Below are 24360 nucleotides of genomic sequence, written 5' to 3' on the forward strand. Positions count from 1 at the left end.
TAGTTCATCATGGCGCATCAATCATTGGCGATTACAATCGTTTGCCGTAGAATGCTCGGCCTTATTATTTTATGTGCAAAACCAAAGGTGGTTAACCACAAACCCCGCATCGGTAAGCTTTCCGCTGCGTCTACATGGGACAGAGTCGAAAATTGAATACACAACCGCGTTCGCGTTCTCCGCTGGTTCAGCTGGCGGGAATTCGCAAAAGCTTTGATGGTAAAACGGTTATCTCCGACCTCAATCTGACCATCAACAACGGTGAGTTTCTCACCCTGCTTGGCCCCTCTGGCTGCGGTAAAACAACCGTTCTTCGTCTTATCGCCGGACTGGAAAGCGTCGATAGCGGCCAAATCCATCTCGAAGATCACGATATCACCCATATCCCGGCGGAAAACCGCCATGTGAACACCGTCTTTCAAAGCTATGCGCTGTTTCCGCACATGACGGTGTTTGAAAACGTCGCCTTCGGCCTGCGTATGCAGAAAACCCCGACGGCGGACATCGCTCCCCGCGTCCACGATGCCCTGCGCATGGTGCAGCTTGAAGCGTTTGCTCAACGTAAACCGCATCAGCTGTCCGGCGGCCAGCAGCAGCGCGTGGCGATTGCCCGCGCGGTGGTAAATAAACCGCGCCTGCTGCTGCTTGATGAATCCCTCTCCGCCCTTGATTATAAACTGCGCAAGCAGATGCAGAACGAACTGAAGGCGCTGCAGCGTAAGCTCGGCATCACCTTCGTCTTCGTGACCCACGATCAGGAAGAAGCGCTGACCATGTCCGACCGTATCGTGGTGATGCGCGAGGGTAAAATCGAGCAGGACGGTACGCCGCGCGAAATCTACGAAGAACCGAAAAACCTGTTCGTCGCCAGCTTTATCGGCGAAATCAACATTTTCAGCGCCACGGTCATTGAACGGATTGACGATCGGCGGGTGCGCGCCAGCGTCGAAGGCCGCGAGTGCAATATCTACGTCAACTTCGCCGTTGAAAAAGGCCAGCGGCTTAACGTTCTGCTGCGCCCGGAAGACCTGCGCGTGGACGAGATCCACGACAGTAATGACGCCGATGGCCTGATAGGCTATATCCGCGAACGCAACTATAAAGGCATGACGCTGGAATCGGTGGTTGAACTGGAAAACGGTAAAATGGTGATGGTCAGCGAATTCTTTAATGAAGACGATCCTGATTTTGACCACTCTCTCGACCAGAAAATGGCCATTAACTGGGTAGAAAGCTGGGAGGTTGTGCTGGCCGATGAAGAACACCAGTAAATTCCAGAATGTGGCGATCGCCACCATCGTGGGCTGGCTTGTGCTGTTTGTCTTTCTGCCCAACCTGATGATCATCGCCACCAGCTTTCTGACCCGCGACGATACCAACTTCGTCAAGCTGGTCTTTACGCTGGACAACTACGCGCGCCTGCTCGACCCGCTCTACTACGACGTGCTGCTGCATTCGTTGAATATGGCGCTGCTGGCGACGCTGGCCTGCCTGGCGCTCGGCTACCCTTTCGCCTGGTTCCTGGCCAGGCTACCGGAGAAGGTGCGCCCGCTGATGCTGTTTCTGCTGATCGTGCCGTTCTGGACCAATTCGCTGATTCGTATCTACGGCCTGAAGATTTTCCTCAGCACCAAGGGCTACCTTAATGAATTTTTGCTGTGGCTGGGTATCATCGATACGCCGCTGCGCATCATGTACACCCCTTCGGCGGTGATTATCGGCCTGGTCTATATTCTGCTGCCGTTTATGGTGATGCCGCTCTACTCGAGCATCGAGAAGCTCGACCGCCCGCTGCTGGAAGCGGCAAAAGACCTTGGCGCCGGTAAGCTACAAACCTTTATCCGTATCATCATTCCGCTGACCATGCCGGGGATTATCGCCGGCTGCCTGCTAGTGATGCTTCCGGCCATGGGGCTGTTCTACGTTTCCGACCTGATGGGCGGCGCGAAGAACCTGCTGATTGGTAACGTGATTAAGAGCCAGTTCCTCAACATCCGCGACTGGCCGTTTGGCGCGGCGACCAGCATCACGCTCACGCTGGTGATGGGTCTGATGCTGCTGATTTACTGGCGCGCGGCGCGTTTACTGAATAAAAAGGTGGAGCTGGAATGATCGGTCGACTGCTGCGCGGCGGCTTTATGACCGCTATTTACGCGTATCTCTATATTCCCATTATTATTCTGATCGTTAACTCGTTTAACAGTTCACGCTTTGGCATTAACTGGCAGGGTTTTACCACCAACTGGTATAGCCTGCTGATGAACAACGACAGCCTGCTGCAGGCGGCGCAGCACTCGCTGACCATGGCGGTGCTCTCGGCGACCTTCGCTACGCTTATCGGCTCGCTGACCGCCGTGGCGCTGTACCGCTATCGCTTTCGCGGCAAGCCGTTCGTCAGCGGGATGCTGTTTGTGGTGATGATGTCGCCGGATATCGTGATGGCGATTTCGCTGCTGGTGCTGTTTATGCTGATCGGTATTCAGCTGGGATTCTGGTCGCTGCTGTTTTCCCACATCACCTTTTGCCTGCCCTTCGTGGTGGTCACGGTATTTTCGCGCCTGAAAGGTTTTGACGTGCGGATGCTGGAAGCAGCGAAAGATCTCGGCGCCAGCGAACTGACCATTCTGCGAAAGATCATTTTGCCGCTGGCGCTGCCCGCGGTGGCCGCAGGGTGGCTGCTGAGCTTTACCCTGTCGATGGATGATGTGGTGGTCTCTTCATTCGTCACCGGGCCGGGTTATGAGATCCTGCCGCTGAAGATCTATTCGATGGTTAAAGTTGGGGTATCGCCGGAGGTTAATGCGCTGGCGACCATTCTGTTGGTTCTGTCGCTGGTGATGGTTATTGCCAGCCAGATAATTGCACGTGATAAAACTCAGGGGACGTTAAAATGAAAAAATGGTCACGCCACCTGCTCGCTGCGGGCGCTCTGGCAGTCGGTATGAGCGCCGCGCACGCGGACGATAGCAAAACGCTCTATTTCTACAACTGGACCGAGTATGTCCCGCCGGGGCTGCTGGAACAGTTCACCAAAGAGACCGGTATCAAGGTGATCTATTCGACCTACGAGTCGAACGAAACCATGTACGCCAAGCTCAAAACCTATAAAGACGGCGCCTACGACCTGGTCGTGCCTTCTACCTACTTCGTCGACAAAATGCGTAAAGAGGGCATGCTGCAGAAGATCGACAAAAGCAAACTGAGCAACTTCAGCAATCTTGACCCTGAAATGCTCAACAAGCCGTTCGACCCCAACAACGACTACTCCATTCCGTACATCTGGGGCGCGACGGCCATTGGGGTGAATAGCGAAGAGATCGATCCGAAGACCGTCACCAGCTGGGCGGATCTGTGGAAACCCGAGTATAAGAGCAGCCTGCTGCTGACCGACGACGCGCGCGAAGTGTTCCAGGTCGCGCTGCGTAAACTGGGCTACTCCGGTAATACCACCGATCCGAAAGAGATTGAAGCGGCCTATAACGAGCTGAAAAAACTGATGCCGAACGTCGCGGCGTTCAACTCCGATAACCCGGCGAACCCGTATATGGAAGGCGAGGTCAACCTCGGCATGGTGTGGAATGGCTCCGCGTGGGTTGCGCGTCAGGCCGGTACGCCGCTGGAAGTGGTGTGGCCGAAAGAAGGCGGCATCTTCTGGATGGATAGCCTGTCGATTCCGGCAAACGCCAAAAACGTCGATGGCGCGCTGAAGCTGATCAACTTCCTGCTGCGCCCGGAAGTGGCTAAACAGGTCGCGGAAACCATCGGCTACCCGACGCCAAACCTTGCCGCGCGGAAGATGCTAAGCCCGGAAGTCGCCAACGATAAATCGCTCTACCCGGACGCCGCAACGATTCAGAAAGGCGAATGGCAGAACGATGTCGGCAGCGCCAGTACGCTTTATGAAGAGTATTATCAGAAGCTGAAAGCGGGTCGTTAATCACCTCACAGGTCGGGTAGCATGGTGCTTACCCGACCGCTTCGGGAAGTGCGTTTCTAGCTTCTCAACGGATGAATTCTTGATTTAACCAGCGCGTCTTCAACGTCAAAATCGGCCAGCGGATAGTTGGTCGCCACCAGATAAAATCGCCCATCCTGCGCCGGATATTCATGGACGTTGTAGTTCACCATTTTTGGCTGCTCGGCAGAGGCGTCTCCCCGGACGGAACCGGCTGCGTATTTCGAACGGACCCGGAGAGAGTGGCTTTTAATATCCCTGTGGATTTCGCCGTGATGCTCGTCGCCGAGGATCAGGTAGTCAACATATTCAGTGGCCATGGTGTTATTCCTTCTCTGTTGTCCGAGTGAAGAAACATGCCACAAATGTCTGTCTGATACTGTTTTGTTAATCACAGCGTTACATATATGTGAAATATATTAACGGCCAAATTAATACCAGCGCTGCCGCTTTGGCAACGGTGCCATGCACGGTGAAGCCAAACTCTTCAAACAGCGGCTCCGCCGGCGCAGACTCACCGAAGCTGGTCATGCCAACAATCGCGGTCGCTCCAGGACAGGTTCTGCGAATTACGATTCAGGAAAGCACGCCACAGGACTTCGGCAATGTCAGCCATACCCATCGGGGCACCCGGGTGAACGGTTTTGGCTTGCTGTACTGCGTTCATGCTCAGCGTACGAATAGCGTTAGCAAGTTCACATCTTGCGAACATCATACTGCTCCTGGCAGACAGAAAGGTTACAGCGTCCCCAACGCAACTGCGGCAATGCGGGAAAACAGAAAGTCGGACCGGTTAAATAGACCTCTGCTAAACCCGTATTGACGTGCCGATTGAGGACGCTGTAAATTTTATGCGTTAACCTCACCCTCGAAGAGAGTCATCCTATTATCCCAGGCGTAGCCGGGCTCAGTACCACGCCGCAGCGGAATAATATCTTCCGGGTGGTTAACCATCAGATGCACATCAACGAGGGTGAAAACTGAGCAGCCGTATCCCTCCGCCAAAAAAATCAATTAATTAAACCAGGCCACAACGTGTCCGAGCACGATGCCAACCACGCCAAAGTCCGCATCACCGAAAGTGGTGGATGCAAAGCCCAGGTCGCCCATCAGCGGCAGCAGAATGGCGGGCAAGAAAGAAATCAGTAAGCCTTGTGCAAACGCGCCAACAATGGCGCCACGGCGGCCGCCGCAGATATTGCCGTATACGCCCGCGGTTGCGCCGCAGAAGAAGTGCGGAACCAGGCCGGGAACAATCACGCTGAGGCCAAACAGTGGACACAGGAACATGCTTACCAGACCAGCGGCAAAACTCGACAAGAAGCCGACGATGACCGCATTCGGCGCGAACGGGAATACCGTTGGGCAATCAAGCGCCGGTTTAGCGTCTTTGACCAGCTTATCGGCAATACCTTTAAAGGCCGGGACGATTTCGGCAATCACCATGCGTACGCCGGCAAGAATGATCCATACCCCTGCGGCAAAGGTTAGCGACTGAATAATGGCGAAGATAATGAAGTTCTGACCGCCGCTAATGCTGGTTTCAACAAAGTTTTTCCCCGCCACCAGTACCAGAATCAGGAACAGAATCATCATAGTCAGCGAGATGGCCACCGATGAATCACGCAGAAAGTTCAGCGATTTCGGTACCTTCAATTCTTCAATCGACGGGCTGCCTTTACCTATCGCTTTACCGACCAGCGCCGACAGCAGATAGCCGGTGGAACCAAAGTGTCCCAGAGCCAGATCGTCAGTGCCGGTAATTTTACGGGTAAAGGGCTGCAGGATTGCCGGGGAAACTACCATCATCGCGCCGAGGATCGCCGCGCCGAGAGCAACAACCCAGAAAGGCGTCAGGCCGCCAACGGACAGGATCACTGCCAGCATTGCCGACATATACAGCGTATGGTGACCGGTCAAAAAGATATATTTCAGCGGAGTAATGCGCGCCAGAACGATGTTAAACAGCATCCCCAGCACCATGATCATCGCTGTCGCCGTACCGTAGTTTTTTTGCGCCAGCGCGGCCATCGCATCGGTGTTGGGCACCACGCCCTGAATATGGAATGAATGTTCAAACAGCTGGCTAAATGTTGTTAACGTCGTGGCAATAATCGCCGCCCCTGATGTTAATATGACGAAACCCATAATCGTTTTCAGGGTCCCGGAAATAACATCAGAGATAGCCTTTTTCTGTAATAGCAAACCAATTAAAGAAAAAAGGCCGACCAGTATTGCTGGTGTGCCAAGCACATCATGAATAATAAACTGCAGCATAGAATGACTCCGTAGGGCCACAAGGAATTAATTAAAGGTTAGCCACAAGAATTTCTTTAATTTTATTATTATCCAACAGGTTATTTAAACCAAAAACCTGAGCGCTGTGCCCGGTCAGGTGCTCAGCGATATCTTTAGCGCTTAAAATAATATCTGCAGATTCGCTTTTTGCCGAAGTGAGATCGGTATGCGAGACTTCCGCCTCTTTACCTAACTCAGTAATGATTTTTTTGACGTTCATTTCAACAATGAAGCTGCTGCCTAAGCCATTACCGCATACAATCAAAATCTTCTTCATCACAAACCTCATTAACCATTGATAATATTGTTTATTTTTTCTTTCGTCGATGCCTTAAGCAGGCCATCAAGACGCGCTTCGTCGCAGAAAATTTCCGCCAGCGCGGTAATCATTCGGATATGTTCATCGCCAGAAACCGCGCATAGCATAATCACGACAAAGATGGGATCATTTTCATCAGCATCAAAAGAAACGCCTTCCTTTATGTGCAATAAGGATAACCCATTTTTTTTAGCTCCCTGCTCCGGGCGTGCGTGAGGCATTGCCAGACCGGGGGCTAAAACATAATACGGACCTAATTCTTCATGGCTACGAAAAATAGCTTCAACATAGTTTTCATTAATTGATTCATCGACTAGCAACGGCTGCGCAGAAATAGTAATCGCCTGTTTCCAGTCGCTGACGCTATCAACGATTTGAATCTTCTTTTCTGTTAACCAGGTGGAAATCATAAATCCCCCGCTCTATTTCAATGTGGGCCTACTATAGTGGAATACTTTCCGGACTTACCGTGATCTGTATCGCAAAGTTAGCGCTAACACGATAAAATGTTAAAATACTTGTTACCGCTAACTTTATTAACCATACTCCTGGTGAGCTTTACGCATGAGCATTAGTAGTGCCCTGGTCGCTCGCCATCATTTACAATAGACCGGTGCGATTGGGTAAACAGGAGGAAATCAGTGCAGACGTTACAAACGGATGACGGCGCAAAAGAAAAACGCAGAAAGAACACCGGCAAAATCACGCTGGCAGAAGTCGCAAAGCTGGTGGGCGTCAGTACTATGACCGTATCCCGCGCGTTACGTATGCCTGAAAAGGTCAACCCAGAACTACGCACGCGCATCGAAGCCGCGGTCAGCGAACTCGGCTATGTGCCCAATTTGCAGGCCCGAAGCCTGGCTTCAGCGGACTCAACGCTGGTTATGGGCGTTGTCCCCTCTTTTTCATCGCCCGGTTTTATCGCCGCCTCGGAAACGCTACAAACCGTCCTCGCACCTCAGGGCTATACCATGATGTTTATCGAATCTGGTCAGGGCGGGCAAAGTGAAGAGAAGGCTTTTCGGCAGATGCTGGCCTATAATCCGGCGGCAATCGTTCAGTTCAATATCGATAACGTTGACAGCTGTTCGCAGATGCTGATGAATGCCGGTATACCGATGGTAGAAATCGGCGCGATTAACCACGAAACGGCCGGTATTAGCATTGGAGTAGACTACTCCGCCGCGCTAAAAAAACTGGTCTCATCGCTGGCACAGGCGGGCTATAAAAACCTTGGTTTACTCTGCACGGCGTCAAACAACATCATGTTCAGGCAGGTATTAAGCGGCTGGAATAGTGCAATGCTCTCAATCAACCACTCTCCGCACCGGGTAGTGACGCCGCATTTACCTTCAGGGATCACCACCGGTTTCAATCTGCTGAATGATATTCGCATCACCTGGCCAGAGCTGGATGCGCTGATCTGTACCTCGGACGAGCTGGCCTGCGGCTGTATTATGGCCTGTCATAACGCGGGAATTAAGGTTCCGGATACCCTGGCGTTGGCCAGCCTTAGCGGCGGTACGCTTGCCGCGGTCTGCTCGCCGGCGTTAACTGCGGTAGAGTTTCCATGGAGCGAGGCGGGAACCGTTGCTGGTAAAACGCTGCTGGATTTACTGGCTGGAAATACGCTGGAGAGCGCCATTGAGCTCCCCTCCAGCCTGAAGGTCCGCGCCAGCAGCAGAAAGCCGCTGCGCTAAAACGTTAAAACGCTTTCAGTAGCTTGCCTATAAACTCCGGCACCACTTCGCTTGCCAGGCCATAGTGTTTTTCGGCAAATTCGCTGCCCACCTGACTTGGCTCGAGGTTGAGTTCTACCGTATGGGCGCCCTGCAGCCGCGCTTCGTGAACAAAGCCTGCCGCCGGATAAACGTGCCCGGAAGTGCCGATGGCGATAAAGATATCGCACTCGGCCAGCGCAAGGTAGATCTCATCCATATCCAGCGGCATCTCGCCGAACCACACCACGTGCGGGCGCAGCGGCGCGGGGAACTGGCAGCAGTGGCATTTGTCCTCCGTCGTCACATCGCCGGTCCACGCCAGCACCTGGCCGCTCCACGAGCAGCGCACCTTCAGCAGCTCGCCGTGCATATGAATCACCCGGCGATTGCCCGCGCGCTCGTGCAGATTATCGATATTCTGGGTGACCAGCAGAAAACGATCGCCCAGCGCCTCTTCCAGCCGCGCCAGCGCCTGATGTGCCGCGTTGGGCACGATGTCCGGTCCTTGCAGCTGGCGGCGGCGGTCATTGTAAAACGCCTGCACCAGCGCCGGATCGCGGGCGAAGCCTTCCGGCGTCGCCACGTCTTCCACCCTATGCTCTTCCCACAGGCCATCGGCGGCGCGGAAGGTTTTAATTCCCGACTCTGCCGAAATACCCGCGCCGGTTAGCACCACGACTCTTGGTTTTTCCATCGTTTCAGGGGTCTCCTTATCTTCGCCGAAGAAAATCCGCTGACGCAGACGGTCTCGTAACCGACGCTTATTGCGGCGAAATCGGCTTAATCGATGTAAGCGGCGCGACTGCATAGCTACCTCTGTCGTTATTGAGTCAGATGAAGGAAGGCCGCACCGCGCATGCCTCCGGCATCGCCATGGCGCGCGCGCTCAATGCGCGGCACGCTGGCAACGGGAAGCAGATGTCGCGGCAGGCGCTGCGCCAGCCCTTCGGTTATTGCTGTAAAGTTAGACAATCCACCGCCAAGCACCAGCAGATCCGGGTCGACAATCGTTAAAATATTGCCCAGGCATACCGCCAGTAAATCGAGATAGCGCTCGACGTGCTCGCGCGCCTTCGCGTCGCCCTGCTGCCATAGCGCGACGATCTCGGGCGAGGTTAAAGCGTGTTGGTAAAAATGTTCATACAGCCAGGCGAAGCCGCGTCCGGAAAGGTAGTTTTCAATGCAGCCCAGCTGGCCGCAGCCGCAGCGCGTAAGCGGAAAATCGCGTCCCACCACCTCCAGCGCATCCACCGGCAGGCGGATATGGCCGAATTCGCCGGTAATATAGCGATGCCCGGTAATCGATTTTCCGTTGAGCACCAGCCCCCCGCCAACCCCGGTGCCGAGGATCATCCCCATCACCAGCGGATATTGGGTGAACTCGTCATCCCACGCTTCGGAGAGGGCAAAACAGTTGGCGTCGTTATCAAGCCGCACATCGCGGCCCAGACGTTCGCTCAGATCGGCCCGCAGCCGCCTGCCGCTGGCGGCGGGCACGTTGGCGGCGTAGAGCGTGCCGTCTTCCGTCTCCGGCATGCCCGGAATACCGATGCCCACCGAACCCTGGCAGCCGAAGCGCTGGTCGGCTTCCTCAACCAGCTCCTCTACCGCCTGCAAAAATGCTTCGTAGCTCTCTTTCGGCGTGGCGACGCGTTTTTCCCACTGCAGCCGCCGCGCTTTATCAAATACGCCCAGCGCTATCTTGCTGCCGCCAATGTCAAATCCATAGTACATTTCAGCAATTCCTCTTTACTGGTCAGCAAAGCCGACCATGACGATAAATTACTGGCCACTCAGCACCCTCGCCGGGTCAATGCGGCTGGCGCGGCGGGCGGGATACCAGCTGGCCAGCAAACTCAGCAACAGTGCCGTCACCAGCACGTAAACGACGTCCAGCCAGTGCAGTTCAGACGGCAGGAAGTCAATAAAATAGATGTCGCCGGAGAGGAATTTATGCCCGATCAGGTTCTCAATACCGTTAATGATTGCGGTCAGCTTAAAGGCGCAGATAACGCCAATCGCCACCCCAATCAGGCTCCCTACCGAACCGGCAAGTAAACCATACCATACGAAAATCGCGCGGATCAGCCCGTCTTTTGCGCCAAGCGTGCGCAGCACCGCAATATCGCCGCTTTTATCTTTCACCGCCATCACCAGGGTCGAGACGATGTTAAAGCAGGCCACGCCAATCACCAGCACCATCGCCAGGTACATAATGGCGCGGATCATCTGAATGTCCCGGTACATATAGCCGTAGGTGCCTATCCAGCTCTTGATATAAACGTAGCTATTGGTCACCTGGCCCGCATCGCGTACCAGGGTGTTGGCATGAAACACGTCGGTCACTTTGATGGCGATCCCCGTCACGCTGCTGCCCATATCAAGGTACTGCTGCGCATCCTGCATGGGAATCATGGCAAAACTATGATCGAGCTGTCCGCTTAGCTGCAAAATACCGGCAACGTGAAGCCTGACGCGCTTTGGCTGCAGCAGCTGATGCTCGGCATCGGAGTTAGGGATCATAATTGACACCCAGTCCCCCTGCTTAACGTGCAGGGCATCGGCGACGCCTTTACCAAGGATCACCTGCTGTTCGCCGGCTTTAAAGCTGGCCCACGCATTGTTCTGCACAAAGTTGGGCAGCGAACTGAGACGGCTCTCCTGCTGCGGGTCAACGCCTTTCACCTGGATGGCGCGCATATTGCTGCCGCTCTCCACCAGCCCGGTGAAGTTAATATATGGCGCCGCGGCAACGATGCCTTTGACCTTCTCAACCTTCGCCAGCGCCTCGTTCCAGTTGTTCCACGGCTGGTTCACCGGTTCAATCTCACCGTGCGGGACCACCGCCAGAATGCGGTTGTTGAGCTCGCGTTCAAAGCCGTTCATCGCGCTCAGGCCAACGATCAACACCGCCACGCCCAGCGCGATACCGATCGTCGAAATAACCGAAATCAGCGACACCATCCCACCGCGCCGCCGTCCACGGCTGAAGCGCAGGGCAATCAATAACGATAACGGAGAAGCCATTACTCAGCCCCCATCAGGGAGAGTTCGGCTGTCAGGCGCCCGTCGCGCATCTCCAGCTGGCGGCTCATGCGTTTTGCCAGCTGCAGGTCGTGGGTCACCACCAGGAAGGCGGTACGCTGCGCCACGTTCAGCTCGCCAAGCAGCTGAAAAATGCTGTCGGCGTTGCGGGCGTCAAGGTTACCGGTGGGCTCGTCCGCCAGCACCAGGCGCGGTTTATTGACCAGCGCGCGGGCAATCGCAACGCGCTGACGCTCGCCGCCGGAGAGCTCCGACGGACGGTGGTCGCTGCGGTGCTCAAGCCCGACGGCGCGCAGCATCGCTTTCGCCTGCCGCTCGATATCCGCCGCCTTCTGCTTACCAATCAGCAGCGGCATCGCCACGTTTTCCAGCGCGGTGAAATCCGGTAAGAGGTGGTGAAACTGATAGATAAAGCCCAGTTCGCGGTTGCGCAGATCGGCGCGGGCGGCGGCGGAGAGCTGGCTCATCGGCTGGCCGGAAAAGATAACGTCGCCGGAGGTCGGCGTATCCAGCCCGCCAAGCAGATGCAGCAGCGTACTTTTGCCGGAACCGGAGGTACCGACAATCGCCATCATCTCGCCCTCCTCAATGCTGAAGCTGACATCATGCAACACGTCGGTTTGCACGGTGCCTTCCTGATAGCGTTTGCACAGGTTGTCGCATTGCAGCAGGATCTTATTCATAACGTAAAGCCTCAGCGGGTTGAGTGGCGGCAGCGCGCCATGAAGGATACAACGTAGAGAGTAATGCCAGCACCATTGCCACCAGGGCAATCACAATGACCTGCAGCGGCTCAATGGCCACCGGCAGCGCGGCGCCGTCGAGGAACGCGCCGATAATCGGCATCAAATTATTCAGCTGGCTGGCCAGCAGCGCGCCCAGCCCGGCGCCAAGCAGCGCGCCGACGATCCCGGCGCTCGCGCCCTGGACCATAAAGACCAGCATGATCTGCCGCGGCGTCAGGCCGAGGGTCTGGAGAATCGCCACTTCGCCCTGCTTTTCCATCACCATCATTCCCAGAGAGGTAATGATGTTAAAGGCGGCGACGGCGACGATCAGGCTCAGCAGCAGGCCCATCATATTTTTTTCCATCCGCACGGCCTGGAACAGTTCGCCTTTACGCTCGCGCCAGTCCTGCCATTTGGTCCCTTCCGGCAGCGTCTGCTGGCTGAGGGTATCCACCTGTAAAGGCTGATTCAGCCACAGCCGCCAGCCGGTAATATTTCCCTGCGGGTAGCGCATCAGGCGCGAGGCGTCGTCGATGTTGGTCAACATTTGATAACCATCGACTTCACTGCTGGCCGCAAAGGTACCGATCACGTTAAACAGGCGCTGGCTGGGAAGCCGCCCCATCGGGGTAAACTGGCTGGCGGAAGGCACCATCACGCGGATTTGATCGCCGCGATTGACGCCCAGCTGTCCTGCCAGCTGTTCACCCAGGATGACGTTATACTTGCCGGCCTGCAGATCGCTCTGCTTGACGTTAACCAGGTAGGGCGTCAGGGGATCTTTTTGCGCCGGGTCGATGCCGAGCATCACGCCGACCGCCACGCTGCGGGCGCTTTGCAGCACCACATCGCCGGTGGTCAGCGGCGCCACGCGGGTGACCCCCTGTAATCTGGCCGCGCTTTCCGGCAGCTGTTGCGGGTTTACAGACCCCTGCTTGGCGCTAAGAATGGCCTGCGGCATCAGCCCCAGGATGTTGTTTTGCAGCTCGCGTTCAAAGCCGTTCATCACCGAAAGAACGGTCACCAGCGCCATCACGCCAAGCGTAATGCCGATGGTCGAAAGCCAGGAGACGAAACGACCGAAGCGGTCGGCTGCGCGCCCACGCATATAGCGAAGGCCGATAAAGAGTGCGGCAGGTTGATACATGTAATCCATCTGATTGCTGATAGCCGATGCCCGAGTATATAAGCGATTATGGGCAGCGTAAATGACTGATACCTGTAGATTTTATTGACAAAAACAGCAAAACATCAATATAAACAACAAGATAGACAGGTAAGTCATTATTTAACTTTACGCTTATCGGAGTTCGTTACATTTTTGGCCACGACAGGATGTTTGCGATACGGGTTGGCGAATCCGGGTCGATCGCGGATAATCTCACTATTGAATATCAGCGAGTTGCCCTCCATATCGGCAGAGCGAATACCCAAGAGATCATGATACCGTCTATGCCTGAACAATACCGATACTCTCTGCCGGTTAAAGCCGGCGATCAGCGCCAGATTGGCGAACTGACCGGCGCGGCCTGCGCCACTCTGGTGGCGGAAATGGCCGAGCGCCACGGCGGACCGGTGGTACTGATTGCCCCCGATATGCAAAACGCCCTGCGTCTGAATGATGAAATCAGGCAGTTTACCGATAGCATGGTGGCGGGCCTGGCGGATTGGGAAACCCTCCCCTACGATAGCTTTTCCCCGCACCAGGACATTATCTCTTCCCGTCTCGCCACCCTGTACCAGCTCCCGACCATGGAACGCGGCGTACTGATTATCCCGGTCAGCACCCTGATGCAGCGCGTCTGTCCGCATAATTTCCTCCACGGCCACGCGCTGGTGATGAAAAAAGGCCAGCGCCTGTCGCGGGATGCGCTGCGCTCCCAGCTGGATAGCGCCGGCTATCGTCACGTCGACCAGGTGATGGAGCACGGCGAGTACGCCACGCGCGGCGCATTGCTTGACCTTTTTCCTATGGGCAGCGAGCAGCCCTACCGTCTCGATTTTTTTGATGATGAGATAGACAGCCTGCGTCTGTTCGACGTCGACAGCCAGCGTACGCTGGAGGAAGTCGCCAGCATTAACCTGCTTCCGGCGCACGAATTCCCGACGGATCAGGCCGCTATCGAGCTATTCCGCAGCCAGTGGCGCGACCGCTTTGAGGTCAAACGCGACGCCGAGCATATTTATCAACAGGTCAGTAAAGGCACGCTGCCCGCGGGAATCGAATACTGGCAGCCGCTGTTCTTTAACGAGCCGCTGCCGCCGCTGTTCAGCTATTTCCCGGCGAAAACGCTGATCGTTAATACCGGCGATCTGGAGGCCAGCGCCGAACGCTTCCAGAACGAAACCCGCGCCCGCTTTGAAAACCGCGGCGTCGACCCGATGCGCCCGCTTTTGCCGCCGGAACAGCTGTGGCTGCGCAGCGATGAGCTGTTTAGCGAGCTCAAAAAATGGCCGCGCGTCCAGCTCAAAACCGAGCGTCTGGCGGAAAAAGCCGCCAACACCAATCTCGGTTATCAGAAATTACCCGAGCTGGCGATCCAGGCGCAGAACAAAGCGCCGCTGGATAACCTGCGCCGATTCCTCGAGTCCTTCAGCGGGCCGGTGATTTTTTCGGTCGAGAGCGAGGGGCGTCGAGAGGCGCTTGGCGAAATGCTGGCGCGTATTAAGATCGCGCCAAAGCATATCCTGCGTCTTGAAGAGGCGACGGGTAATGGCCGCTATCTGATGATCGGCGCCGCCGAGCATGGTTTCGTCGATAGCCAGCGTAATCTGGCGCTGATTTGCGAAAGCGACCTGCTGGGCGAGCGCGTCGCGCGCCGTCGTCAGGACTCGCGCCGCACCATCAATCCCGATACGTTGATTCGTAACCTGGCGGAGCTGCATATCGGCCAACCGGTGGTGCATCTTGAGCATGGAGTTGGGCGCTACGCCGGAATGACCACCCTTGAAGCGGGCGGCATCAATGGCGAATACCTGATGCTGACCTACGCCAACGATGCCAAACTGTACGTGCCGGTGTCGTCGCTGCATCTGATTAGCCGCTATGCGGGCGGCGCGGAAGAGAATGCGCCGCTGCATAAACTGGGCGGCGACGTCTGGGCGCGGGCGCGGCAGAAAGCGGCGGAGAAAGTGCGCGACGTGGCCGCCGAACTGCTGGATATCTACGCCCAGCGTGCGGCGAAAGCGGGCTACGCGTTTAAACATGATAAAGAGCAATATCAGCTGTTCTGCGACGGCTTCCCGTTCGAGACCACGCCCGATCAGGCGCAGGCTATTAACGCCGTACTGAGCGATATGTGTCAGCCGCTGGCGATGGACCGTCTGGTGTGCGGCGATGTCGGCTTCGGCAAAACGGAAGTGGCGATGCGCGCCGCGTTTCTGGCGGTTGAAAACCATAAGCAGGTGGCAGTGCTGGTGCCGACCACCCTGCTCGCCCAGCAGCACTTCGATAACTTTCGCGATCGCTTCGCCAACTGGCCGGTGCGCATCGAGATGCTCTCGCGCTTTCGTAGCGCCAAAGAGCAGGCGCAGATCCTCGAGCAGGTCGCGGAAGGGAAAGTCGATATTCTTATCGGCACCCATAAACTGCTGCAGCCGGACGTTAAGCTGCGCGATCTCGGCCTGCTGATTGTTGATGAAGAGCACCGCTTTGGCGTGCGCCATAAAGAGCGCATCAAGGCGATGCGCGCCGACGTCGATATCCTGACCCTGACCGCCACGCCTATTCCGCGTACGCTGAATATGGCGATGAGCGGTATGCGCGATCTGTCGATCATCGCCACCCCGCCCGCCCGCCGTCTGGCGGTCAAAACCTTCGTCCGCGAATATGACGCGCTGGTGGTCCGCGAGGCGATCCTGCGTGAGGTACTGCGCGGCGGCCAGGTTTACTACCTCTATAATGACGTGGAAAACATCCAGAAAGCCGCCGAGAGGCTGGCGGAGCTGGTGCCGGAAGCGCGCATTACCATCGGTCACGGCCAGATGCGCGAGCGCGAACTCGAACGGGTGATGAACGATTTCCATCACCAGCGCTTTAACGTACTGGTGTGCACCACCATTATCGAAACCGGGATCGACATTCCAACGGCGAACACCATTATTATCGAACGCGCCGATCACTTCGGTCTCGCACAGCTGCACCAGCTGCGCGGTCGCGTCGGTCGTTCGCACCATCAGGCTTATGCCTGGCTGCTGACGCCGCATCCGAAGGCGATGACCACCGATGCGCAAAAACGCCTTGAGGCTATTGCATCGCTGGAAGATCTCGGAGCTGGTTTCGCTCTGGCAACGCATGACCTCGAAATTCGCGGCGCGGGTGAACTGTTGGGCGAGGATCAGAGCGGTTCCATGGAAACCATCGGCTTCTCCCTCTATATGGAGCTGCTGGAAAATGCCGTTGACGCGCTGAAAGCAGGCCGCGAACCCTCGCTGGAGGATCTTACCAGTCAGCAGACCGAAGTTGAGCTACGGATGCCGTCGCTGCTGCCGGATGACTTTATCCCGGATGTGAATACGCGCCTGTCGTTCTACAAACGCATTGCCAGCGCGAAGAACGAGAATGAGCTGGAGGAGATCAAAGTCGAGCTTATCGATCGCTTTGGCCTGCTGCCCGACCCGGCAAGAAACCTGCTCGATATCGCCCGACTGCGCCAGCAGGCGCAGAAGCTGGGGATCCGCAAGCTGGAGAGCAACGAAAAGGGCGGCACCATTGAGTTTAACGAGAAGAATAACGTGAATCCGATGTGGCTGATTGGCCTGTTGCAAAAGCAGCCTCAGCACTATCGCCTGGATGGCCCAACGCGCCTCAAGTTTACGCAGGACCTTGCCGAGCGTAAAACGCGGATGGAGTGGGTGCGCCAGTTTATGCGCCAGCTCGAAGAGAACGCCGCCGCCTGATAGCAAGCGGGATACGGCCTGTGCGTCGTATCCCGCCCCTCCCCACTTGTTCGGCAAAATTTACAAACATTTTGCAATCCCTCTGAACTTCCAGACACTCTCTTCGCCATAATCTCAGGGACTTTTCGTATAAAAATAACCACTTACTTATTATGGAATTAGGGTGATGAAAAGCTTTACGCGAATTTCTCTCTGGCTGGGGATGATGGCTATCGCCGCCGCGCTGGCGCTGCCCGCTCGCGCCAATACCTGGCCCCTGCCGCCTCCGGGCAGCCGTCTGGTCGGGCAAAACCAGTTTCATGTCGTCGAGAATAACGGCGGCTCGCTCGAAGCGATCGCCAAAAAGTACAACGTCGGTTTTCTGGCCCTGCTCCAGGCTAACCCCGGGGTGGATCCGTATGTTCCACGAGCCGGTAGCGTGCTGACGATTCCGCTGCAAACCCTGCTACCCGACGCGCCGCGCGAAGGATTAGTCCTTAACCTGGCCGAACTTCGCCTCTATTACTATCCGCCAGGAAGAAGTGAAGTGACCGTTTATCCTATCGGCATTGGTCAGCTCGGCGGTGATACCATCACGCCGACGATGGTCACCACCGTCTCCGACAAACGCGCCAACCCGACCTGGACGCCGACGGCCAATATTCGCGCCCGCTATAAAGCAATGGGCATTGACCTGCCCGCCGTCATGCCCGCTGGCCCGGATAACCCCATGGGGCACCACGCTATTCGCCTGGCGGCGTACGGCGGCGTGTATCTGCTGCACGGCACCAACGCCGACTTCGGCATCGGGATGCGCGTCAGCTCCGGCTGTATTCGCCTGCGCGATGACGACATCAAAGCGTTGTACAACGAAATCACCCCTGGCACCAGGGTGACGATTATCAATACGCCAATCAAGGTGTCCGTGGAGCCGAACGGCACCCGTCTGGTGGAGGTCCATCAGCCGCTGTCAAAACATATTGATGACGACCCGCAGACGCTGCCCATTACCCTTACCGACAGCATGCAGGCGTTTAAGCAGGCACAGTTGACCGACACCGAGGTAATGGAACGCGCGATGATGCTGCGTTCGGGCATGCCGATTGACGTCACCCGCCACCATCGCGTAACGGAGCAGTCGCTCTAGTTCGCTAAACTGCCGACGAAAAAAAACCGCCTTCAGTTCACTGAGGCGGTTTTTTTATGGCAATAATCAAACAGGGTCCTGCTTTTCTGCGGGTTGCGGCGCCATATAAGGGGTGGGCACCGCCTCTCGTCAGAGAACAACGTACTTCTTACTTTACGCGGACTGCTGAAGGGGGTCAGATCCGCGCGTGGTCAGTGGCATAACAGGGGTAGTTCAAAAAATTATTTGTAGATAACCGCAGTCCCGTGAAGGGTGTTAGGACCGGTTACGGACGTAATACGGTAAGAGGTTGCGCCCATCTCTTCCGCTTTTTGCGCCAGCTGATCTTCCAGCGAACCCAGGTTGGTCCCGGCTGAGGCGGAAACGGTACCGATTTTATGCTGACCCGCCGGCGTTGACTGAACTTCTACAGCGGCGAAGCTGGCGAAAGAGAGTGAGCTAAGAACAGCGGCGATAGCGAGTGTTTTAACATTTTTCATGATTGTTATACCTGTGCAGATGAATGTTTTTGTAGGGGCGAATGCATTTAATTAACGATCGATAGGGAAATGATAATGTGATCCACGTCACACGTCAAACTATTTTTATAACGACCGTTTAACTATTTATAAACAGCTTAAAATTCATACATATATGAATTATTTATTTTTAGAGCAACATCGCTGGTAGCACGTAAGGTTTATTTTTATAATGCCTTTTCAACAAACCAACACAGGTACAGCGGCACCATGACAACTGACGTTCAAAGTTGCACGAAAAAAAGCCGTGGCCGACCTAAAGTGTTCGACAGGGAAGCGGCGCTGGATAAGGCCATGACACTCTTCTGGCAGCACGGCTATGAAGCGACCTCTCTCGCCGATTTAGTGGAGGCGACGGGCGCAAAAGCGCCTACGCTTTACGCGGAATTTGTGAATAAAGAGGGGTTGTTTCGCGCGGTGCTGGATCGCTACATCGCGCGTTTTGCCGCCAGGCACGAAGCGCTCCTGTTTGACGAAGAGAAAAGCGTCGATCGAGCGTTACGCGACTACTTCACCGCCGTCGCGACCTGCTTTACCAGCAAAGAAACGCCGGCAGGCTGCTTTATGATTAATACCTCCGCAGCGCTCGCGGCGGCGTCCACCGATATCGCCAATACCGTTAAGTCCCGGCACGCAATGCAGGAACAGACGCTAACGCAGTTTCTCCAGCAGCGGCAGCTGCGCGGCGAGCTGCCGCCAGACGGCGACGTACGTCAGCTGGCGCAGTTCCTCAACTGCATATTACAAGGCATGTCGATCAGCGCCCGCGAAGGCGCCGACTTCACTAAAATCATGCAAATCGCCGAGACTACGCTGCATCTGTGGCCCCAGGTTCTTCAGCGCTAAGAACTCGCTTACCGGTGGGCTCCCCACCGGTTCCCCTCCCCTTTATCCCTACATAACGCAATGTTTTCAGTCATTTATTTTGTTCATTTCGCGAGAATGATATTGATAACAATAATCAATACGGGCAAAATTCGGCCTTAAACGTTTCTGTATATTTCACCGTGTAACAACCGGTACGCCCGTACCGAATAACGAAAACAACGATATCGTAAGCCCTAAATAATTCGAGTTGCAGGACATGGCGCTTGCGCCTTGATCTGCGCTAGCGCTGGCCCCGTAGGGGCGAGGCCCATGGATGGGCCGAGTAATCCGCAGTCAACACACCTGCAACTTGAAGAATGACGGGCATAAACTCATAAAAGGAATGAGCATGAACAAGCGTCTCTGGGTGCTTAACCCACTGCTGCTGGCAACCGCCCTGCCCGCCTGGGCCGCTGATGACAGCATGATCGTCAGCGCAAACCGAACGCACCGCACCGTCGCTGAAATGGCCCAGACCACCTGGGTTATCGAAGGCCAGGAAATTGAACAGCAAGTTCAGGGCGGAAAAGAATTTAAAGACGTGCTGGCGCAGCTGATCCCCGGCATCGACGTCAGCAGCCAGGGACGCACCAACTACGGCATGAATATGCGCGGCCGCGCGATCGTCGTGCTGATTGACGGCGTTCGCCTTAACTCTTCCCGTACCGATAGCCGCCAGCTGGATTCTATCGATCCGTTTAACATTGAGCATATCGAGGTGATCTCCGGCGCCACATCGCTGTACGGCGGCGGTAGTACCGGCGGCCTTATTAATATCGTCACCAAAAAGGGCCAGCAGGAGCGCCAGGTTGACCTGGAGCTGGGGAGCAAAACCGGTTTTGCCAACAGCAACGATCATGATGAACGCGTGGCGGCAGCGGTCAGCGGCGGTACCGACCACGCTTCCGGCCGTTTATCGGTCGCCTATCAGCGTTTTGGCGGCTGGTATGATGGCAATAACGATGCGCTGATCCTTGATAATACCCAGACCGGGCTTCAGCATTCCGACCGTCTGGATGTGATGGGAACGGGAACCATTGAGATTGACGAGAACCGTCAGCTGCAGCTGGTAACCCAGTACTATAAAAGCCAGGGCGACGATTACGGTCTGTACCTCGGGAAAAATATGTCGGCGGTGACCGGCGACGGCAAAGCCTTTACCACCGATGGCCTGAACTCCGACCGCGTCCCCGGCACCGAACGTCACCTGATAAGCCTGCAGTATTCCGATGCCGATTTCCTCGGCCAGAATCTGGTCAGCCAGGTCTATTATCGTGATGAATCCCTGACTTTTTACCCTTTCCCTACGCTCAGCAAAGGCCAGGTCAGCAGCTTCTCCTCTTCAAAGCAGGATACCGATCAGTACGGCGCGAAGATCACCCTGAATAGCCAGCCGCTGGATGGCTGGGATCTGACCTGGGGAGTGGACGCCGACCACGAAACCTTCAACGCCAATCAGATGTTCTTCGATTTGGGCCAGTCTATGTCTTCCGGCGGTCTGAATAACCAGGCTATCTACACCACCGGCCGTTATCCCGGCTACAGCATTACCAACCTGGCGCCGTTCCTGCAGTCCAGCTATGACCTGAACGACATCTTCACTATCAGCGGCGGCGTACGTTATCAGTGGACGGAAAACCGGGTCGATGATTTTGTCGGCTATGCCCAGCAGCAGGATGTCGCCAGCGGCAAGGTCAGCTCAGCGGATGCCATTCCGGGCGGAAAAACCGATTACGACAACTTCCTGTTTAACGCCGGGATTGTCGCCCATCTCACCGATCGTCAGCAGACCTGGTTTAACTTCTCCCAGGGCGTTGAGCTGCCGGATCCGGGCAAATACTACGGCATCGGTAAGTACGGCGCGGCGGTCAACGGCCATCTTCCGCTTCTCTCAAGCGTGAACGTTGGCGATTCGCCGCTGCAGGGAATTAAAGTTAACTCGTACGAACTGGGCTGGCGCTACACCGGCGATAATCTACGCACTCAGCTGGCGGCTTACTACTCGACCTCCGATAAAACGATCGTCGTTAACCGTACCGATATGACCATCGATGTGCAGTCCGATAAACGCCGTATTTATGGCGTAGAGGGCGCGGTGGACTACTACTTCCCGAACAGCGACTGGAGCGCCGGAGCTAACTTTAACGTGCTGAAATCGCAGGTGAAAAGCGACGGTAGCTGGCAGAAGTGGGACGTCACTCTCGCCTCGCCGTCAAAAGCCACCGCGTGGGTTGGCTGGGCGCCGGAGCCGTGGTCGCTGCGGGTGCAGAGCCAGCAGGTGTTTGATATCAGCGATGCCAGCGGCAATAAGCTCGACGGCTACAATACGGTAGACTTTATCGGCAGCTACGCGCTCCCTCTCGGCAAGCTGACCTTCAGCATTGAGAACCTGCTCAATGAAGATTATGTCACCCTCTGGGGCCAGCGCGCGCCGCTGCTGTATAGCCCGACCTACGGCAGCAGCTCTCTCTACGAGTATAAAGGCCGCGGACGCACCTTCGGCCTGAACTACGCTTTGAGCTTCTGATAAAAAAAGCCCCTCAGCCAGAGAGCCTGAGGGGCGAATAAAGATACACATCTTTTTTACGCTTTGTTAGTCAGAATCAGTTGGCCATTGCTGTCCAGCGGGATTTGCGTACCAGGGTCGCGATCCATACGGATTTTGCCCTGCTGGTCGCCGATTTTGTAAGTGACATCGTAGCCGAGCATTTTTTCTGATTTATCGTACACCGTTTTGCAGCGCTGCTGCGTCGTGGTGTAGGTATCCCCTTCCTGCATTGAGCCCTGAATCTGGTTACCGGCATAGCCGCCGCCCAGCGCGCCCACGACGGTGGCAACGTCGCGGCCGCGTCCGCCGCCGAACTGATGGCCAATAACCCCTCCGGCTACCGCGCCCAGCACGGATCCGGCGATGCGGTTTTCATCCTGCACCGGTCGACGATGGGTCACGGTGACGTTCCGGCACTCCTGGCGCGGGGTTTTGACGCTCTCTTTTATCGGCGTACTGGACACTACCTGTGCATACTGCGGGCCGCGATCTAACACGTTAAGACCGGCAACGGCTGCGACGCCCAGCGCGGCAGCCACGCCAATTCCTATACCCGCCAACATTGATTTATTCACGGGACTTCCTCCTTCGTTGCTATTGCCCGTAATTTTGCAATCCAGGCATCAGGCTTGCAAATAAGAAAGCGGATGAAAAGTGCGTGAACGTGTGGCAAATCAACGGGATTCGGAGGAATCTGAGAGGGTTTTCCGGCAAGGAAAGGAGGATATTCTGGTTATGAGTCTCTTAATGCGAAAAGTAAACGGGCGGACAAAACCTTCTGGCTTTGCCACCCAGAGACATTAATGCAGCTTCAGGCGCGGACGAATAATGCGGTTGATACGTCCTACCAGCATCATCAGGCCGGTTTTAAAGTAGCCGTGCAGCGCAATCTGGTGCATGCGATACAGAGAGATATAGACGAAGCGCGCAATGCGACCTTCGATCATCATTGAACCGCGCATCAGGTTGCCCATCAGGCTGCCCACGGTGGAATAGTTAGAGAGCGACACCAGCGAACCGTGATCTTTATAGGTATAAGCTTTCAGCGGCTTACCTTTCATCTGCGCCAGAATATTGTGCAGGGCGCAGGTCGCCATCTGGTGCGCAGCCTGAGCGCGCGGCGGGACAAAACCGCCTTCCGGGCGCGCGCAGGACGCGCAGTCGCCGATGGCGTAAATATCCGCATCGCGCGTCGTTTGCAGCGTCGGTTCGACCACCAGCTGGTTAATACGGTTAGTCTCCAGTCCGCCAATCTCTTTCATAAAGTCCGGCGCCTTAATCCCGGCCGCCCAGACCATCAGGTCAGCGTTGATAAATTCGCCTTCTTTCGTGTGCAGACCGTTTGCATCGGCGCTGGTGACCATGGTTTTGGTCAATACGCGAACGCCAAGCTTGGTCAGCTCGCTGTGCGCGGCGCCGGAAATGCGCGGCGGCAGCGCGGGCAGAATACGCTCGCCAGCTTCAACCAGCGTCACGTTCAGAGCTTCGTTAGTCAGACCTTTGTAGCCGTAGCTGTGCAGCTGTTTCACCGCATTGTGCAGCTCGGCCGACAGCTCAACGCCGGTCGCGCCGCCGCCGACGATGGCGATATTCACCTTGCCGTTCGCCCCGAGGTTCGCCGAATACTTGAGGAACAGATCCAGCATTTCCTGATGGAAACGACGCGCCTGATGCGGATTATCGAGGAAGATGCAGTTCTCTTTCACGCCAGGCGTGTTGAAGTCGTTCGACGTACTTCCCAGCGCCATGACCAGCGTGTCGTACGGCAGCTTACGCTCGGGCACCAGCAGCTCGCCCTTCTCGTTATGCAGCTCGGCGAGGGTGATCGTTTTGGTTTCACGGTTAATATCCACCACCGATCCCAGCTGGAACTGGAAGTCGTGGTTACGGGCGTGAGCAAGGTAGCTCAGCGCGTCTACACCTTCATCAAGTGAACCGGTCGCCACTTCATGCAGCAGCGGTTTCCACAGGTGGCTGTGGTTACGATCAACCAGCGTGATTTTGGCCTTTTTATTACGGCCCAGCTTTTTACCCAACTGGGTAGCCAGCTCCAGCCCACCGGCACCACCACCCACAATCACTATTTTTTTCAATGGCGTAGTCACGCGACCCCCTAAAATTATTAACCAATTGTTAACTAAAAGTTATACATATAACCTTTAATTAACAACAGGTTATGGCAGTGAAACCATTCAGCGAGATCGAGAATAACATGAACGGTGCATTGGTCATACCAAAATTGATATGCATCAAGTTTTACCGCATATTTTTTGAGCGCAGAATCGCAAAAATGAATAAAAAAAAGCCCGCGATGTTTTCACATTGCGGGCCGGCGC

General features: G+C 55.7%; 21 protein-coding genes and 1 pseudogene. 9 read left to right on the forward strand and 13 right to left on the reverse strand.

Going from position 1 to position 24360, the window contains the following annotated elements; genetic code table 11:
- Positions 1-134: 134 nt before the first annotated feature.
- Genes potA through potD form a run of 4 tightly spaced genes read left to right on the forward strand, consistent with a single transcriptional unit; the run spans position 135 to position 3937 of the window.
- On the forward strand, positions 135-1271 hold the full coding sequence (gene potA / locus ABLU87_RS16285; RefSeq protein WP_014228869.1) for a spermidine/putrescine ABC transporter ATP-binding protein PotA: 1137 nt from the start codon (positions 135-137) through the stop codon (positions 1269-1271).
- Positions 1255-2112: a spermidine/putrescine ABC transporter permease PotB gene (potB, locus tag ABLU87_RS16290; RefSeq protein WP_004849963.1), complete on the forward strand. Its 858-nt coding sequence runs from the start codon at positions 1255-1257 to the stop codon at positions 2110-2112. The genes potA and potB overlap by 17 nt, the downstream gene beginning before the upstream one ends.
- Complete coding sequence (gene potC, locus ABLU87_RS16295) at positions 2109-2894, forward strand: spermidine/putrescine ABC transporter permease PotC (protein WP_004849960.1); 786 nt, start codon at positions 2109-2111, stop codon at positions 2892-2894. The genes potB and potC overlap by 4 nt, the downstream gene beginning before the upstream one ends.
- Positions 2891-3937 carry a spermidine/putrescine ABC transporter substrate-binding protein PotD gene (potD, locus tag ABLU87_RS16300; RefSeq protein WP_004849958.1) on the forward strand — a complete coding sequence of 349 codons (1047 nt, stop codon included), beginning with the start codon at positions 2891-2893 and terminating at the stop codon, positions 3935-3937. The genes potC and potD overlap by 4 nt, the downstream gene beginning before the upstream one ends.
- A gap of 56 nt (positions 3938-3993) precedes the next feature.
- Here the strand turns inward: potD and ABLU87_RS16305 are convergent, their stop codons facing one another.
- The 5 genes and pseudogenes from ABLU87_RS16305 to ABLU87_RS16325 all read right to left on the reverse strand — a co-directional run bounded on the left by ABLU87_RS16305 (position 3994) and on the right by ABLU87_RS16325 (position 6982).
- Positions 3994-4275: a hypothetical protein gene (locus ABLU87_RS16305; protein ID WP_025106927.1), complete on the reverse strand. Its 282-nt coding sequence runs from the start codon at positions 4273-4275 to the stop codon at positions 3994-3996.
- Between the two features lie 218 nt (positions 4276-4493).
- A pseudogene (locus ABLU87_RS16310) lies at positions 4494-4667 on the reverse strand (hypothetical protein); the annotation flags it as partial.
- 302 nt (positions 4668-4969) lie between these two features.
- On the reverse strand, positions 4970-6232 hold the full coding sequence (locus tag ABLU87_RS16315) for a PTS ascorbate transporter subunit IIC (RefSeq protein WP_025106925.1): 1263 nt from the start codon (positions 6230-6232) through the stop codon (positions 4970-4972).
- A 31-nt stretch (positions 6233-6263) separates the two neighbouring features.
- Positions 6264-6530 (reverse strand): PTS sugar transporter subunit IIB, encoded by a 267-nt coding sequence (locus tag ABLU87_RS16320; RefSeq protein WP_025106924.1) that lies wholly within the window; start codon positions 6528-6530, stop codon positions 6264-6266.
- Between the two features lie 11 nt (positions 6531-6541).
- Entirely contained in the window at positions 6542-6982 is a 441-nt protein-coding gene (locus ABLU87_RS16325) for a PTS sugar transporter subunit IIA (protein ID WP_048261594.1), read from the reverse strand.
- Positions 6983-7213: 231 nt separating this feature from the next.
- Between ABLU87_RS16325 and ABLU87_RS16330 the strand changes: the two genes are divergently transcribed.
- A complete protein-coding gene (locus ABLU87_RS16330) occupies positions 7214-8272 on the forward strand; it encodes a LacI family DNA-binding transcriptional regulator (protein WP_025106922.1) in 1059 nt (352 codons plus the stop codon).
- A gap of 4 nt (positions 8273-8276) precedes the next feature.
- Here the strand turns inward: ABLU87_RS16330 and cobB are convergent, their stop codons facing one another.
- From cobB to lolC, 5 genes are read right to left on the reverse strand one after another with little or no spacing between them, the layout of a single operon-like run.
- Entirely contained in the window at positions 8277-9101 is an 825-nt protein-coding gene (gene cobB, locus ABLU87_RS16335; protein ID WP_047724090.1) for a Sir2 family NAD+-dependent deacetylase, read from the reverse strand.
- A gap of 14 nt (positions 9102-9115) precedes the next feature.
- Positions 9116-10027: an N-acetylglucosamine kinase gene (gene nagK, locus ABLU87_RS16340; RefSeq protein ID WP_025106920.1), complete on the reverse strand. Its 912-nt coding sequence runs from the start codon at positions 10025-10027 to the stop codon at positions 9116-9118.
- Positions 10028-10075: 48 nt separating this feature from the next.
- Positions 10076-11320, reverse strand: a complete 1245-nt coding sequence (lolE, locus tag ABLU87_RS16345) for a lipoprotein-releasing ABC transporter permease subunit LolE (protein WP_014228856.1) — start codon at positions 11318-11320, stop codon at positions 10076-10078.
- The gene (gene lolD / locus ABLU87_RS16350; protein WP_014228855.1) at positions 11320-12021 is read right to left on the reverse strand and encodes a lipoprotein-releasing ABC transporter ATP-binding protein LolD; all 702 of its coding nucleotides are present in this window, start codon (positions 12019-12021) and stop codon (positions 11320-11322) included. Before lolD ends, lolE begins: the two co-directional genes overlap by 1 nt.
- Positions 12014-13213, reverse strand: a complete 1200-nt coding sequence (gene lolC, locus ABLU87_RS16355) for a lipoprotein-releasing ABC transporter permease subunit LolC (RefSeq protein WP_004849945.1) — start codon at positions 13211-13213, stop codon at positions 12014-12016. Before lolC ends, lolD begins: the two co-directional genes overlap by 8 nt.
- 305 nt (positions 13214-13518) lie before the next feature.
- Here lolC and mfd point away from each other — a divergent pair, with 305 nt between their 5' ends.
- Entirely contained in the window at positions 13519-16965 is a 3447-nt protein-coding gene (mfd, locus tag ABLU87_RS16360; protein ID WP_014228854.1) for a transcription-repair coupling factor, read from the forward strand.
- Between the two features lie 166 nt (positions 16966-17131).
- On the forward strand, positions 17132-18091 hold the full coding sequence (locus tag ABLU87_RS16365) for a L,D-transpeptidase family protein (RefSeq protein WP_029946911.1): 960 nt from the start codon (positions 17132-17134) through the stop codon (positions 18089-18091).
- 221 nt (positions 18092-18312) lie between these two features.
- Here ABLU87_RS16365 and bhsA read toward each other — a convergent pair whose 3' ends face one another.
- Positions 18313-18570 (reverse strand): multiple stress resistance protein BhsA, encoded by a 258-nt coding sequence (gene bhsA / locus ABLU87_RS16370; protein WP_004131427.1) that lies wholly within the window; start codon positions 18568-18570, stop codon positions 18313-18315.
- Between the two features lie 249 nt (positions 18571-18819).
- On the opposite strand from bhsA, the gene ABLU87_RS16375 reads away from it, so the two are divergent.
- Both ABLU87_RS16375 and ABLU87_RS16380 read left to right on the forward strand, forming a co-directional pair.
- Positions 18820-19455, forward strand: coding sequence for a TetR/AcrR family transcriptional regulator (locus ABLU87_RS16375; protein ID WP_196942123.1), 636 nt, complete (start codon positions 18820-18822; stop codon positions 19453-19455).
- 370 nt (positions 19456-19825) lie between these two features.
- Complete coding sequence (locus ABLU87_RS16380) at positions 19826-22003, forward strand: TonB-dependent siderophore receptor (protein ID WP_049071768.1); 2178 nt, start codon at positions 19826-19828, stop codon at positions 22001-22003.
- Positions 22004-22059: 56 nt separating this feature from the next.
- On the opposite strand, the gene ABLU87_RS16385 is transcribed toward ABLU87_RS16380, so the two are convergent.
- Both ABLU87_RS16385 and ABLU87_RS16390 read right to left on the reverse strand, forming a co-directional pair.
- Complete coding sequence (locus ABLU87_RS16385) at positions 22060-22599, reverse strand: glycine zipper 2TM domain-containing protein (RefSeq protein WP_004131424.1); 540 nt, start codon at positions 22597-22599, stop codon at positions 22060-22062.
- Positions 22600-22824: 225 nt separating this feature from the next.
- A complete protein-coding gene (locus tag ABLU87_RS16390) occupies positions 22825-24129 on the reverse strand; it encodes an NAD(P)/FAD-dependent oxidoreductase (protein ID WP_004849932.1) in 1305 nt (434 codons plus the stop codon).
- Positions 24130-24360 lie beyond the last annotated feature (231 nt).

This window comes from Klebsiella sp. CB_Kp196 (genome assembly GCF_040061575.1).
Taxonomy (GTDB): Bacteria; Pseudomonadota; Gammaproteobacteria; order Enterobacterales; family Enterobacteriaceae; genus Klebsiella; species Klebsiella michiganensis.

Excerpts from the sequence above, each read along its gene's own strand:
- potA (WP_014228869.1), top strand. The coding sequence starts at position 135 with ATGGGACAGAGTCGAAAATTGAATACACAACCGCGTTCGCGTTCTCCG.
- potB (WP_004849963.1), top strand. The coding sequence starts at position 1,255 with ATGAAGAACACCAGTAAATTCCAGAATGTGGCGATCGCCACCATCGTG.
- potC (WP_004849960.1), top strand. The coding sequence starts at position 2,109 with ATGATCGGTCGACTGCTGCGCGGCGGCTTTATGACCGCTATTTACGCG.
- potD (WP_004849958.1), top strand. The coding sequence starts at position 2,891 with ATGAAAAAATGGTCACGCCACCTGCTCGCTGCGGGCGCTCTGGCAGTC.
- ABLU87_RS16305 (WP_025106927.1), bottom strand. The coding sequence starts at position 4,275 with ATGGCCACTGAATATGTTGACTACCTGATCCTCGGCGACGAGCATCAC.
- ABLU87_RS16315 (WP_025106925.1), bottom strand. The coding sequence starts at position 6,232 with ATGCTGCAGTTTATTATTCATGATGTGCTTGGCACACCAGCAATACTG.
- ABLU87_RS16320 (WP_025106924.1), bottom strand. The coding sequence starts at position 6,530 with ATGAAGAAGATTTTGATTGTATGCGGTAATGGCTTAGGCAGCAGCTTC.
- ABLU87_RS16325 (WP_048261594.1), bottom strand. The coding sequence starts at position 6,982 with ATGATTTCCACCTGGTTAACAGAAAAGAAGATTCAAATCGTTGATAGC.
- cobB (WP_047724090.1), bottom strand. The coding sequence starts at position 9,101 with ATGCAGTCGCGCCGCTTACATCGATTAAGCCGATTTCGCCGCAATAAG.
- nagK (WP_025106920.1), bottom strand. The coding sequence starts at position 10,027 with ATGTACTATGGATTTGACATTGGCGGCAGCAAGATAGCGCTGGGCGTA.
- lolE (WP_014228856.1), bottom strand. The coding sequence starts at position 11,320 with ATGGCTTCTCCGTTATCGTTATTGATTGCCCTGCGCTTCAGCCGTGGA.
- lolD (WP_014228855.1), bottom strand. The coding sequence starts at position 12,021 with ATGAATAAGATCCTGCTGCAATGCGACAACCTGTGCAAACGCTATCAG.
- lolC (WP_004849945.1), bottom strand. The coding sequence starts at position 13,213 with ATGTATCAACCTGCCGCACTCTTTATCGGCCTTCGCTATATGCGTGGG.
- mfd (WP_014228854.1), top strand. The coding sequence starts at position 13,519 with ATGCCTGAACAATACCGATACTCTCTGCCGGTTAAAGCCGGCGATCAG.
- ABLU87_RS16365 (WP_029946911.1), top strand. The coding sequence starts at position 17,132 with ATGAAAAGCTTTACGCGAATTTCTCTCTGGCTGGGGATGATGGCTATC.
- bhsA (WP_004131427.1), bottom strand. The coding sequence starts at position 18,570 with ATGAAAAATGTTAAAACACTCGCTATCGCCGCTGTTCTTAGCTCACTC.
- ABLU87_RS16375 (WP_196942123.1), top strand. The coding sequence starts at position 18,820 with ATGACAACTGACGTTCAAAGTTGCACGAAAAAAAGCCGTGGCCGACCT.
- ABLU87_RS16380 (WP_049071768.1), top strand. The coding sequence starts at position 19,826 with ATGAACAAGCGTCTCTGGGTGCTTAACCCACTGCTGCTGGCAACCGCC.